The 12,242-nt window shown below is 63.8% G+C and carries 12 protein-coding genes; 8 read left to right on the forward strand and 4 right to left on the reverse strand.

Annotated features, from left to right (window positions below; all coding sequences use genetic code 11):
• Window positions 1–179, forward strand: a 179-nt coding sequence (locus tag MHX52_RS04720) for an integrase core domain-containing protein (protein WP_239316958.1), incomplete at its 5' end; no start/stop codon positions are given.
• Between the two features lie 103 nt (window positions 180–282).
• Here MHX52_RS04720 and MHX52_RS04725 read toward each other — a convergent pair.
• Window positions 283–627: an iron-sulfur cluster assembly accessory protein gene (locus tag MHX52_RS04725; protein WP_239201315.1), complete on the reverse strand. Its 345-nt coding sequence runs from the start codon at window positions 625–627 to the stop codon at window positions 283–285.
• Window positions 628–812: 185 nt separating this feature from the next.
• On the opposite strand from MHX52_RS04725, the gene MHX52_RS04730 reads away from it, so the two are divergent.
• Together MHX52_RS04730 and MHX52_RS04735 are read left to right on the forward strand one after the other, a co-directional pair.
• Window positions 813–1,541, forward strand: coding sequence for a DUF3043 domain-containing protein (locus MHX52_RS04730; RefSeq protein ID WP_239316960.1), 729 nt, complete (start codon window positions 813–815; stop codon window positions 1,539–1,541).
• 10 nt (window positions 1,542–1,551) lie between these two features.
• Window positions 1,552–2,556 (forward strand): nicotinate-nucleotide--dimethylbenzimidazole phosphoribosyltransferase, encoded by a 1,005-nt coding sequence (locus MHX52_RS04735; RefSeq protein WP_239316846.1) that lies wholly within the window; start codon window positions 1,552–1,554, stop codon window positions 2,554–2,556.
• Here MHX52_RS04735 and MHX52_RS04740 read toward each other — a convergent pair.
• A complete protein-coding gene (locus MHX52_RS04740; protein WP_239316848.1) occupies window positions 2,523–3,722 on the reverse strand; it encodes a branched-chain amino acid aminotransferase in 1,200 nt (399 codons plus the stop codon). The two genes, MHX52_RS04735 and MHX52_RS04740, sit on opposite strands and share 34 nt — an antisense overlap.
• A gap of 147 nt (window positions 3,723–3,869) precedes the next feature.
• On the opposite strand from MHX52_RS04740, the gene MHX52_RS04745 reads away from it, so the two are divergent.
• Window positions 3,870–5,573, forward strand: a complete 1,704-nt coding sequence (locus MHX52_RS04745; RefSeq protein ID WP_035006110.1) for a leucyl aminopeptidase — start codon at window positions 3,870–3,872, stop codon at window positions 5,571–5,573.
• Window positions 5,574–5,588: 15 nt separating this feature from the next.
• Here MHX52_RS04745 and MHX52_RS04750 read toward each other — a convergent pair whose 3' ends face one another.
• On the reverse strand, window positions 5,589–5,984 hold the full coding sequence (locus MHX52_RS04750) for an oxidoreductase (RefSeq protein WP_070488929.1): 396 nt from the start codon (window positions 5,982–5,984) through the stop codon (window positions 5,589–5,591).
• Window positions 5,985–6,171: 187 nt separating this feature from the next.
• Here MHX52_RS04750 and sucB point away from each other — a divergent pair, with 187 nt between their 5' ends.
• The 4 genes from sucB to MHX52_RS04770 all read left to right on the forward strand — a co-directional run bounded on the left by sucB (window position 6,172) and on the right by MHX52_RS04770 (window position 11,739).
• Window positions 6,172–8,409 (forward strand): 2-oxoglutarate dehydrogenase, E2 component, dihydrolipoamide succinyltransferase, encoded by a 2,238-nt coding sequence (sucB, locus tag MHX52_RS04755; protein ID WP_239316850.1) that lies wholly within the window; start codon window positions 6,172–6,174, stop codon window positions 8,407–8,409.
• A gap of 598 nt (window positions 8,410–9,007) precedes the next feature.
• Window positions 9,008–9,706, forward strand: coding sequence for a lipoyl(octanoyl) transferase LipB (lipB, locus tag MHX52_RS04760; protein WP_239316852.1), 699 nt, complete (start codon window positions 9,008–9,010; stop codon window positions 9,704–9,706).
• A 63-nt stretch (window positions 9,707–9,769) separates the two neighbouring features.
• Window positions 9,770–10,819, forward strand: a complete 1,050-nt coding sequence (gene lipA, locus MHX52_RS04765; protein WP_035006119.1) for a lipoyl synthase — start codon at window positions 9,770–9,772, stop codon at window positions 10,817–10,819.
• A gap of 140 nt (window positions 10,820–10,959) precedes the next feature.
• The gene (locus MHX52_RS04770) at window positions 10,960–11,739 is read left to right on the forward strand and encodes a DUF4191 domain-containing protein (RefSeq protein WP_071056263.1); all 780 of its coding nucleotides are present in this window, start codon (window positions 10,960–10,962) and stop codon (window positions 11,737–11,739) included.
• A gap of 3 nt (window positions 11,740–11,742) precedes the next feature.
• On the opposite strand, the gene MHX52_RS04775 is transcribed toward MHX52_RS04770, so the two are convergent.
• Window positions 11,743–12,219, reverse strand: coding sequence for an RDD family protein (locus tag MHX52_RS04775; protein ID WP_011273325.1), 477 nt, complete (start codon window positions 12,217–12,219; stop codon window positions 11,743–11,745).
• Window positions 12,220–12,242: the final 23 nt, after the last annotated feature.

The following is a 12,242-nucleotide window of genomic DNA, read 5'->3' on the forward strand; positions in this document are numbered from 1 at the left end:
TCTTTGGACACTTGAAGACAGAGATGTACCACGGTGAAGTCTTCGACACGGTCGCAGAGTTCAATCAAGCGATCGACGAGTACATCAGGTGGTACAACACCGAACGCATCCAACAACGACTCAAGGGCCTGACCCCGATGCAATATCGGAATCAGACCCTTGAAGCCCTAACCGCCTAGAATTAAACCAGTCCAACTTTCGGGGGCTAGTTCACATCCCTAGGGGGCGTCACTAACTAAAAGGGCTCAGTTCCGCTCGATCCGCTAGAACCGCGAGAGCCGCTTAGCTGAAGGAATCGCCACAAGCGCAGGAACCGGTAGCGTTCGGGTTGTCGATGGTGAAGCCCTGAGACTCGATGGTGTCCGCGAAGTCGATCTTCGCACCCATCAGGTACGGGGAGGACATGCGATCCACGACCAGGTTCACGCCGTCGTACTCGTCGACCAGATCGCCGTCCAGGGAACGATCATCGAAAAACAGCTGGTAGCGCAGGCCAGCGCAACCGCCCGGCTGCACTGCGATACGCAGGGAAAGATCGTCGCGGCCTTCCTGTGCCAGCAGGGCGCTTGCCTTCTGCTGGGCGGCCTCGGTCAGCTCCACACCGGTGACCTTCTCTGGAGCAGTCATGTTGGTCCTCCTCAATAAATGACCGAATTCTTGAAATGGCTTTGCTCACAAGCTACGCCTCATTGTTCCACAACGCCACTGCCCTCTTGGGTTATTCCCGCGCCAACGATTTTTCTCCGCGTTCCCGCGCTAGTGTTTTTGGTTTTGTTCCCCTGCCCTCCTGCTCTAGCCTGTTACATGTGAAAATGCCATGGAAGAAGCAGGAAACGGTCGCCGACTCAGCCGAGGATCGGGTCTCGCCACAGGATGCCAATGTGTCGACTGAGGTAGACAGCGACGCAGACGGTGGCGTCACTAAGGAAAAGAACTCCAAGGCCTTTACCCCGAAGAAGGGCAAGGCCACCCCGAAGCGCAACGAGCAGGAGCGCAAGCACGGCGTGCGCCGCAGCGCCTACACCGCCCCCGCCACCCCGAGCGAGGCGCGCAAGCAGCGCAAGGAGCTCAAGGCCTCCATGTCCAAGGAAGAATACAAGGCCATGAAGCAGCGCAAGAAGGACGAGGCGAACCGCGAGCGGCGCCGCGCCAACCAGCGCATGATGGCCGGCGACGAGGATTACCTCATGGATCGCGACAAGGGCCCGGAGAAGCGCTTCGTCCGCGACTGGATTGATTCCCGCCGCTACATGATGAACTTCTTCCTACCGCTGGCGCTGCTGGTCATCGTCATCATGATCTTCGGCATGTCCAACCCGAACATCGCCAACCTGGCTTCGCTGGTGATGATGGTCGTGTTCCTCATCATGATCGGCGAGGGCATTTGGCTCGGCCGCCGCATTAACCGCGAGGTCAACGAGCGCTTCCCGAACAACCCGCACGGCAAGTTCAGCCTGGGTCTGTATGCGTTCACCCGCGCCACGATGATCCGTCGCCTGCGCACCCCTGCCCCGCAGAAGCAGATCGGCGACAGCGTTTAGACTAAACCCCATGGCTTCTACGACCTCCGCCCCGAACTTCCCGTCTATCGTCCCGCCGGACGAGGCCACGCGCAGTCGAGCCGAGCAGCTCCGCACCACCGCGCCGACGAAGGCCGGCATTCCGGTTGGCTCGCTGGGCAGGCTGGAAGAGGTCGCCACCTGGATCGCCGCCTGCCAGGGTTCCGCCCCCGCCGACGTTTTGAACGCGGCGCGGATGGTTGTGGTTACCGGCGAGCACGGGGTGGCCGAGGCGCACCCGGAGATCTCCGCCCTGCCCGCCGACTTCAATGCCCAGGTGCGTCAGAACTTGGCCGATGCCGCCGCCCCGGTTGTGGATGCCTGCAGGTCGGCACGGGTTTCTCTTTCTATTATTGACGCCACGTTGGGTACCCCCTCCGGTTCCATTGACACCGCGGACGCCTTAAGCCCCGAGGACTATGAGAGGCACCTGCAGCGCGGCATGCGTTTCGCCGACCAGGAGGCGGACAAGGGCACGCAGGTGCTGCTGCTGGGTGATCTGGGGCGTGGGCTGACCACGGTGGCCGCTGCGGTGATCGGCAGCGTGTGCAGCGTGGAGCCGGTGAAAATCATCGGCCGGGGTTCCGGCATCGACGACGAGGCGTGGAAGACGAAGGTGGCGGTGATCCGCGATGCGATGTTCCGCGTGCGCGATGACAAGGCGGTGGCCTCGCGGGTGCTGCAGCAGATCGGCTCGGCCGACCTGGTGGTGATGGCGGGGATTCTGGCGCAGGCGGCGGTGCGCCGCACGCCTGTGATTTTCGACGGCGTAGGCGCCGCCGCGGCGGCACTGTGCGCGCAGATGCTGGCGCCGGGGGCCGCCGCGTGGTGGCTGGCGGCTTCGGCAGGTACGGAGCCCGCTGCCCTCCCGGCGCTCAATGCGCTGGGCTTAGAGCCGCTGCTGGATTTGCAGCTCGGCACCGGCCAGGGGCTGGGCGCAGTCCTGGCCCTGCCGATGGTGCGTCACGCGGTGGCTGCCTGCTCCACCAGCGTGTAGAGCCAGCCGTGCTTGTCGGCGACGCGGCCGTTCTGGATGCCCGTCAGCTGCTCGCGCAGGCGCATGGTCACCGGACCGGTCTGGCCGCCGTTGACCTGGAATTCGCCGGACTCGTCCTTCACGGTGCCGACCGGGGTGACGACGGCTGCGGTGCCGCAGGCGAAGGCCTCGGTCATGGCGCCGGACTTCGCGGCTTCCTTCCACTCGTCGGTGGAGATGCGGCGCTCCTCTACCTTGTAGCCCAGGTCGCGCGCCAGCTCCAGCAGGGAAAGACGGGTAACGCCCGGCAGTAGCGAGCCAGACAGTTCCGGGGTGACCAGCGTGACACCTTCGGCGTCAGCGCCGCCGGTCTCGTTCTCGCTGCCGTCCTCGCTGCCGAAGACGAACGCCAGGTTCATGCCGCCCATCTCCTCGATGTACTTGTGCTCGGTTGCGTCCAGCCATACCACCTGGTCGCAGCCTTCCTTCTGCGCGGAGGCCTGCGCTGCCAGGGAGGCCGCATAGTTACCGGCGAACTTCGCCGCGCCGGTGCCACCGGGGGCAGCGCGAGTGTATTCGGTGGACAGCCACACGCTGACCGGGTTGATGCCGCCGGAGAAGTATGCGCCTGCCGGGGAGGCGATCACGAAGTAGGTGTAGCTGCTGGCCGGGTGCACGCCCAGGCCGACTTCGCGGGAGATCATGAACGGGCGCAGGTACAGGGATTCCTCGCCGCGACCCTGCGGCACCCAGCGCTGGTCGATGTCCACGATCTGGCGCAGGGATTCCAGGAACAGCTCCTCCGGCAGCTCCGGCATGGCCATGCGGGCGGCGGAGTTCTGGAAGCGGCGGGCGTTCTGCTCCGGGCGGAAGGTGACGATCTTGCCGCCTTCGCCGCGGTATGCCTTCAGACCTTCGAAGATGGCCTGGCCGTAGTGGAACACGCTGGATGCCGGGTCCATCTGGACCTGCTGGTAGGGCTCCACGCGGGCGTTGTGCCAGCCCTCCTCGGCGTTCCAGTCGATGGCGACCATGTGGTCGGTGAAGTACTTGCCGAAGCCGGGTGCAGAGAGAATCTCGGCGATCTTTTCGTCGGTCACCGGGTTCTCGGTGCGGGTGACGGTGAACTCCACCTGGGAGCTCTGCTGGGCCTTTGGGGTCTGGGGGTTTGCCTCTGGAGTAGTCATGTGTCCCAGACTACTCTGCCGCTACGAAAAAGTGTGAGGGGGCTAACAATTTCTCGGGGGGGATCACTCCCTCCGGTCTGCCAGCAGGCGAATCTGGGTAGAGTGAAACCAGCAAACAACCATTTCAAAGGAGCAGTCGATACCCCTATGACCGCCACCAACTCTTCCTCCCCCATCGCCGGCCTGCCGTCCCGCGGTTTCGTCCCGCAGATGTCGCTGGTCCACACCGATTCCACTCTCGAGGACAGCGGCACCGCCACCCCGTCGGTCATCGACACGCTGGTCATCCCGGTCTTCGAAGGTGAGGCCGGTCTGGAGCTCACTGGAGCTCCTATTGACGCCCTCACGGCCGAGCAGCAGCTGGAAATGTGGAAGCTGCTTATTTCCGTCGGCGCCAAGGGCACTGCTGGCGAGGTCACGGTAGTCCCCAACCTCTCGGCCGAGCGCCGTAGCGAGGTCGTCTCCACCGGCAACCTGTCCGCCCAGGTGCAGGAATCCACGGTGGAGCCGGAGACTGCCGAGGGGCTTGTCGAGGCCGGCGCTGGATCCACCGGGCCGGAGAAGATCCTGGCAATCGGTATGGGGCCGGCCGATGAGGTGTCGGCGGAGGACGTCCGCGTGGCCGCAGGCGTGGCGTCCCGAAGCATCAAGAAGCCCGAACAACAAGAGGGCCAAGATAAGGGCGAGGCGCGCGGCGCCCGAGTGGTGAGCGCCCTGGGTCTGCTGGGTGCGGAGGCCGCGCTGGTCGGCCACGCGCTGGGCGCCTACGAGTACCGCGGGCTGAAGACGGCCGAGCACACCCCGGCGATCGAGTCGATTGAGGTGCTGACCGGCGAGGATCCGGCGGACACCCTGGAGCACGCGCAGGCCACCGTGCGGGCAGTGGCGCTGGCACGTGACCTGGTGAACACCCCGTCGAACGTGCTGTACCCGGAAAGCTACGCGGGCATTATCGCGGAGGCTGCACAGCACACGGACGTGACGGTGGAGGTGCTCGACGAGGCCGCTTTGGAGGAGCAGGGCTTCGGCGGAATCCTGGGCGTGGGCCAGGGCTCTGCGCGCGGGCCGCGCCTGGTGCGCCTGGACTACAATCCGGACAAGATCGCCGAGGATTCCCCGCACGTGGCGCTGGTCGGCAAGGGCATCACCTTCGATACCGGCGGAATTTCCCTGAAGCCGCCGGCGAAGATGTGGAACATGATCTCCGACATGGGTGGCTCCGCGGCCGTCGTCGCAGCGGTGATCGCCGCAGCTGAGCTAAACATTCCGGTGCGGGTGACGGCCACCGTCCCGCTGGCGGAGAACATGCCCGGCGGGGAGGCCACCCGCCCCGGCGACGTGCTGCGCCACTACGGCGGCACCACCACCGAGGTGCTGAACACCGACGCGGAGGGCCGCCTGGTGCTGGCCGATGCCATCGTCCGCGCCTGCGAGGACAACCCGGACTACCTAATCGAAACCGCCACCTTGACTGGTGCGCAGATGGTGGCTCTGGGCGACCGCACGCCGGGCATCATGGGCTCCATGGATTTCCGCGACCGCGTGGCGATGATCTCCCAGCGCGTGGGCGATGCCGGCTGGCCGATGCCGCTGCCCGCGGAGCTGGGCGAGGCGCTGAAGTCGGACGTGGCGGACATCAAGAACATCTCCGGCAACCGCTGGGGTGGCATGTCCGTGGCAGGCCACTACCTGAAGAACTTCGTGGCCGAGGGCGTGCAGTGGGTGCACATCGACGTCGCTGGCCCGGCCTACAACGACGGCGCGGCGTACGGCTACACCCCGAAGCGGGCCACCGGCTCGCCGGTGCGCACGATCATCGCCGCGCTGGAGGATATTGCGCTGAAGGGCTAGGCAGGCCGGGGTGCGCTACTCCCCCTGCTCGGCGCGGCGCTGCTCAAACTGCGCGCGCCGTTCGCGCTGCTCCAGGCGCTTCTTGATCAACCGATCCCGCTCGATGCGATCCCGCATGCGCTGCGGGTAGCCGGTCTCCTCCGCGAAATAGAGGGGAATGCCGACCGACTGGGCCACCTTGTCGATGCCCTTCGGCCCGCCGATGCGGCGGCGCGTCCACTCCCCCTCGCTGTCGACCAGCACCACGGACATCTCGTTGACGATGGTTTCCGGCTCCACAAAACCCTCCACACCCTTGCGGGTTCCGGCCCACTGCTGCAGGTAGGCCAGGTCCTTGGGGCGGATGGTCTCCCCCGGCGCACGCGGCGGTCGGGTGGAAGTATTCTTGTTCCGGCCGAAAAGATTAAACACGTTAGCCGATTCTAGTTCACATACCCGGCGGTTCCCCAAAGGTGCGCGGAGGCGGTGAGGGGGCGTCATAAATAGATAAGGGCGAGGGGGCGCTCGGCGGAGCGACGGCAAGGCGCGTAGACTTATGTAGTATTTCAACCAAATAACCACAGCTGATTTCCGTTTAGCTTGAGGAGCTTCAAACACCATGGCGTACTCCGTCGAAATGCCCGAACTGGGCGAGTCCGTAACCGAGGGCACCGTTACTCAGTGGCTGAAGAAGGTCGGAGACAAGGTCTCCGTCGACGAACCGTTGCTGGAGGTATCGACCGACAAGGTTGATACGGAGATCCCTTCCCCCGCAAGTGGTGTGCTGCTGAAGATCATCGCTGAGGAAGACGACACTGTGGACGTCGGCGCCGTCATCGCCGAGATCGGTGAGGAGGGCGAAGAGCCTTCTGGTTCTGACGCCGACAGCTCCAGCGACGACGATTCCAGCGACGCTGCCGAGGAGTCCGGTTCTGCGGAGTCCGAGTCCGGCTCCGATGACTCTGAGTCTGAGTCCTCTGACAACTCTGGCTCCGGTTCCGGTTCTGGTTCCGGCGAGGCCGAGGACGTCACCATGCCGGAGCTGGGCGAATCCGTCACCGAGGGCACCATCACCCAGTGGCTGAAGAGCGTCGGCGACAAGGTTGAGGTCGACGAGCCACTGCTGGAGGTCTCCACTGACAAGGTCGACACCGAGATCCCCTCCCCGGTCGCCGGCACCCTGGTAGAAATCCTGGCTAACGAGGACGACACGGTCGACGTCGGCGCGGTCATCGCCCGCATCGGCGACGAGGGCGCCGCCACTTCCGGTTCCTCCGACTCCGGTTCCTCCAAGTCTGAGTCCAGCGAGTCCGAGTCCGACGAATCCTCCGATTCTTCCGAGTCCTCCGAGTCTGACTCCAGCGAGTCTGACTCCTCCGACGACTCTGAGTCCAAGTCCTCTGACAACTCTGGTTCTGGCTCCGCTTCCGGCGAGGCCGAGGACGTTACCATGCCGGAGCTGGGCGAGTCCGTCACCGAGGGCACCATCACCCAGTGGCTGAAGAGCGTCGGCGACAAGGTTGAGGTCGACGAGCCTCTGCTGGAGGTCTCCACCGACAAGGTCGATACAGAGATTCCTTCCCCAGTCGCCGGCACCCTGGTGGAGATCCTGGCCAACGAGGACGACACGGTCGACGTCGGCGAGGTCATCGCCCGCATCGGCGACGAGAACGCCGCCAAGTCCAGCTCCTCTGATTCCTCCGACTCCGGTTCCTCCAAGTCCGACGAGTCCGCCTCCGAGGACAAGGCCGAGAAGTCTGAGAAGTCCGAGGACAAGGCCGAGCCGAAGGCAGAAGAGAAGAAGGCTGAGGCTAAGCAGGCCGAGGAGAAGGCCGAGGCCAAGACTGAGGCAAAGTCCGAGTCCAAGTCTGACTCCAAGTCCTCCAAGCCGGCTGCAAAGCAGTCGAAGCCTGCCGAGGGCAACCTCCCCTACGTCACTCCGCTGGTACGCAAGCTGGCTGATAAGCATGGCGTCGATCTGTCGAGCGTCGAGGGAACCGGCGTCGGCGGCCGTATCCGTAAGCAGGACATCCTGGCCGCAGCAGAAGGCACCTCCGCTTCCGGCTCCTCCGCGAAGTCCGCTTCCCCGGCTGGCCCGCGCGCATCTTCCTACAAGGTGGACCCGGCCAAGCAGGAGCTGCGCGGCACCGTCAAGAAGGTCAACCGCATCCGCGAGATCACCGCGAAGACCACCCTGGATTCCCTGCACGCTGCAGCTCAGCTGACGCAGGTCCACGAGGTCGATATGACTCGCGTTGCCGAACTGCGCAAGGCCAACAAGCAGGCCTTCGCCGACAAGCACGGTGTGAACCTGACCTACCTGCCGTTCTTCGCAAAGGCAGCGGTCGAGGCTCTGATCTCCCACCCGAACGTCAACGCTTCCTACAACGCGAAGACCAAGGAGATGACCTACCACGAGCAGGTCAACCTGGGCATTGCTGTCGACACGGAGGCTGGCCTGCTGAGCCCGGTCATCCACAATGCGCAGGACATGTCCCTGCCGGAGCTGGCCAAGGCCATCGTCGACATTGCTGACCGCGCGCGCAACAAGAAGCTGAAGCCGAACGACCTGTCCGGCGGCACTTTCACCATCACCAACATCGGTTCCGAGGGCGCGCTGACCGACACCCCGATTCTGGTTCCGCCGCAGGCTGCCATGATCGGCACCGGCGCCATCGTGAAGCGCCCGGTGGTGCTGAGTGAGGACGAGGGCGAGGCTATCGCCATCCGCCAGATGGTCTTCCTGCCGATGACCTACGATCACCAGGTCATCGACGGCGCCGACGCAGGCCGCTTCATGTCCACCCTGCGTGACCGCCTGGAGAACTCGGACTTCACCGAGGACCTGGAGCTCTAGGTTAGGTTCTAGCTTCGGCTTTAGCGCAGCTGACCAGGCGAAACGCCGGCCCCGCTTCCCGCGGGGTCGGCGTTCTGTGTTGTTGGGTGCAGTAGCCCCAGGCAGGAGCTCCGGATATTATCCCCGGGCAGCGGCTCCGGATATCCCCCCCCCGGAGGCTTCCATTCCACCAGCCTCAAACCCAATACCCGTCTCCAAGCCGCCCTCTCACCTCAAAAATCCCTCTCGAGCAGCCTCCCAGTCCCTCAAATGTCGCTAGATCGAGAAGACGTTAAAGACAATGAGTTGCATCTGCACAAAAATGCAGGTCAGAGAGTTTCGCCAAAGCTGATTCCGGCTTCAGTTTTGACTAATTCCCGATTCAGCGACATTCGAGGGTATTTGGCGCGCGCCAGCCGCCGGAGGCACCAGTATCAACGTCACCACCTGACACATCCAGCACCATCAGAAACTTCAACCTCAGCGGCGGTAGCGCCCGGAGGCTGCGGAACAGCGCCCAGCACCACCATCTGGCACCGGGGCGCCAGCATCAGCACCACCATCTGGCACCCGGCAGCACCCAGCAGCACCACAGAACCACTGGAGTATCATCGTCACCATGGGATTCCAGCAAGGCAGCATCCGCAAGGCAAAAATCCGGGACATCGACATTCGCGACCTGGGCACCGTGGACTACGAGGACACTTGGCACCTCCAGGCGGACCTCGCCGCCCAGCGCGCCGAAGAGAAAATCCCGGACACCATCCTCCTACTCCAGCACCCGCCGACGTACACTGCCGGCAAGCGCACCGAGGATTCCGACCGCCCTACCAACGGCCTGCCAGTAGTCGACGTCGACCGCGGAGGCCGCATCACCTGGCATGGGCCCGGCCAGCTGGTCGCATACCCCATCATCAAGCTGGCCGACCCGGTCGACGTGGTCGATTATGTCCGCCGCCTGGAGCAGGCGCTGATCCAGACTTGTGAAGATCTTGGCTTGCACGGCACCGGCCGCGTAGAGGGGCGTTCGGGCGTGTGGCTGCCTGCGGGCGTCATTAATAACGAGCTTAAGCCCGCACGTAAGATCGCCGCGATCGGCATTCGCGTGACGCGCGGCGTGACCATGCACGGAGTGTCCCTGAACTGCGACAACACCATGGATTATTACGACCACATTGTGCCTTGTGGGCTGGCGGATGCGGGTGTCACGACGCTCACCGAGGAGCTGGGGCGCGATGTTAGTGTTTCTGACGCCTACTCGTCCCTCTCCCGCAACCTCGTTGACGCTTTGAACGGCGACTTGCCGGTGCATTCTTAGGTGCATTCCTAGGGAAAAACCCGAGGTGGATTCCTATGCGGCACCCAGCGTAGGCTAGTCGGCATGAGTGTGACCGCAGATGGACGCCGGATGCTCCGCATCGAGGCGAAGAATGCCGAAACCCCCATCGAGTCGAAGCCTCGATGGATCCGCACGACCGCGAAGGTCGGCCCGGAGTATCGGGATATTAAGAATCGCGTGAAGGGCGCTGGCCTGCACACCGTGTGCCAGGAGGCTGGCTGCCCGAACATCAACGAGTGCTGGGAGGACCGCGAGGCGACGTTCCTCATCGGCGGCGATACGTGTTCCCGCCGTTGCGACTTCTGCCAGATTAAGTCCGGCCGCCCGTCCCCGCTGGATATGGACGAGCCGCGCCGCGTGGCGGAGAATGTCCGCGAGATGGGGCTGCGCTACGCCACCATCACCGGTGTGACGCGCGACGACCTGGATGATGAGGGCGCGTGGCTGTACGCCGAGGTTGTGAAGAAGATTCACGAGCTGAACCCGAACACGGGTGTGGAGAATCTGACGCCCGATTTTTCCAACCGCCCGGAGCTGCTGAAGGTCGTCTTTGACTCTCAGCCGGAGGTGTTTGCCCATAACCTGGAGACGGTTCCGCGCATCTTTAAGCGCATCCGCCCGGCCTTTAAGTACGACCGTTCCCTGGAGGTCATTCAGGCGGCGCACGATTACGGCCTGGTGACGAAGTCCAACCTGATTCTGGGCATGGGCGAGGAAAAGGAGGAGGTCCGCGCTGCCATTAAGGACCTGGCGGACGCTGGCACCGACATTCTGACGATTACCCAGTACCTCCGCCCGTCCTCCATGCACCACCCGATCGAGCGTTGGGTGAAGCCGGAGGAGTTCATGGAGCACTCCGACGCAGCCTACGAGCTGGGTATCAAGGCTGTTATGTCCGGCCCGTTGGTGCGTTCCTCTTACCGCGCTGGCCGCCTGTACGCGCAGGCTAAGCAGGCTCGCGGCGAGGCTATCCCGGAGAACCTGAAGCACCTGGAGGAGACTCTGGATTCCACCACGTCGCAGGAGGCCTCTACCCTGCTGGAGCGCTACGGCGCTTCGGAGGACACGCCGGTCACCGCGTCGCGCCGCTAGCTCGGCGCTTAAGCAGCGCGACGGTGCGCTGGCATGATGCACGCTGGCGCCAAGGCTGCGCTAGCGCTAGGCCGCGCGGCCAGGAGCATCACGGCGGGGCACTTTCGCCCCGCCTTTATTCATGCCTTATTGTTGAATCCATGGCGAAGGATAAAAAGGACGTAAGGGTCAAGGAAGAAAAGAAGGCAGCTAAGGCCGCAAAGAAGGAGCAGCGCAAGCAGACGCGCTCCCAGCTGTGGCAAGCCTTTAAGCTGCAGAAGGACCGGGATAAGAAGCTTATCCCCTTCATGGTTCTGGCTTTCCTGATTCCCGTTGTGCTGTTGCTGCTGCTCAGCCTGGTTTTCGGCTGGTGGTGGCTGAACCTGATCGTGGGCATCATCATCGGCGCTATGGCGGCGATGTGGGTGTTCTCCCGCCGCCTACAGTCCGGCGTGTATGACCAGATTGAGGGCGAGGCCGGAGCCGCCGCATGGGCTTTGTCCAACATGCGTGACGGTGTGGGCATGAAGTGGATTACGGAGAACGGCGTGGCGTCCAACACCCACATGGACGCAGTGCACCGCGTGGTAGGCACCCCCGGCATTGTGCTGGTCGGCGAGGGTGCACCGCACCGCCTGAAGCCGATGATGGCGCAGGAGCGCAAAAAGCTTGCGCGTATTGTAGGCAAGACCCCGATCTACGACGTAATCGTCGGCGACGGCGAGGGCCAGGTGCCGGTGAAGAAGCTGCAGAACCACCTGATGCGCCTGCCACGTAACGTCAAGAAGAATGAGGTGGACGCCCTTAACTCCAAGGTCGAGTCGATCTCGCGACTAAGCAACCCGAGCAACAACATGCCGAAGGGTCCGATGCCGAAGGGCGCGAAGATGTCCGGCATGAACCGCCGCGCCCGCCGTGCGGCACAGCGCGGCAAGAAATAACGCTTAGCGGCTGCGGATGACGGCCGTGCCGGTGGCGCGATCGTGCATTCCGCGGCCGTCCGTGTCTTGAATAATTGGGGGGAAGAGGAAGACCGTCAGCAGCGTGCGGACAACCGAACGCCACAGGCCTACGCGCTCGTCTGGCTTGTCGATGCGCCCCACGCCGATGCCCACGATGGCGTGCCCCGGGGACTGGGCGAACAGCCAGACGGTCAGAACGCGCCAGATGATGAAGAAGATCATCGCGGCAGTGGCGGAATCACCCAGCACGTCCGTAGTGGAAGTAACGAACCAGGCCAGGCCGTAACAGGCCAACCAGTCGATTAGTAGTGCACCCAGCCGGGGGAACAAGGGGGACAGTGAGCCCGGGCCTTCTTTGGGCAGTCCTAAGCGGGCGCCGGGGTACGGGCTGAGTTCGGCGAGGTCTTCTTTTTCGCCTGGTACAAGGGGGCCTTCAAGCCAGCTACGCGATTCACTCATGATGGTCTAGAGCCTAGCTGGCT

Source organism: Corynebacterium sp. ACRQJ (assembly GCF_022346045.1).
Lineage (GTDB): Bacteria > Actinomycetota > Actinomycetes > Mycobacteriales > Mycobacteriaceae > Corynebacterium > Corynebacterium evansiae.

Coding starts and splice junctions, on each gene's coding strand:
- lipB (WP_239316852.1), top strand. CDS start 9,008: ATGGGATTCCAGCAAGGCAGCATCCGCAAGGCAAAAATCCGGGACATC.
- MHX52_RS04745 (WP_035006110.1), top strand. CDS start 3,870: ATGACCGCCACCAACTCTTCCTCCCCCATCGCCGGCCTGCCGTCCCGC.
- MHX52_RS04775 (WP_011273325.1), bottom strand. CDS start 12,219: ATGAGTGAATCGCGTAGCTGGCTTGAAGGCCCCCTTGTACCAGGCGAA.
- MHX52_RS04730 (WP_239316960.1), top strand. CDS start 813: ATGCCATGGAAGAAGCAGGAAACGGTCGCCGACTCAGCCGAGGATCGG.
- sucB (WP_239316850.1), top strand. CDS start 6,172: ATGGCGTACTCCGTCGAAATGCCCGAACTGGGCGAGTCCGTAACCGAG.
- MHX52_RS04740 (WP_239316848.1), bottom strand. CDS start 3,722: ATGACTACTCCAGAGGCAAACCCCCAGACCCCAAAGGCCCAGCAGAGC.
- lipA (WP_035006119.1), top strand. CDS start 9,770: ATGAGTGTGACCGCAGATGGACGCCGGATGCTCCGCATCGAGGCGAAG.
- MHX52_RS04770 (WP_071056263.1), top strand. CDS start 10,960: ATGGCGAAGGATAAAAAGGACGTAAGGGTCAAGGAAGAAAAGAAGGCA.
- MHX52_RS04735 (WP_239316846.1), top strand. CDS start 1,552: ATGGCTTCTACGACCTCCGCCCCGAACTTCCCGTCTATCGTCCCGCCG.
- MHX52_RS04725 (WP_239201315.1), bottom strand. CDS start 627: ATGACTGCTCCAGAGAAGGTCACCGGTGTGGAGCTGACCGAGGCCGCC.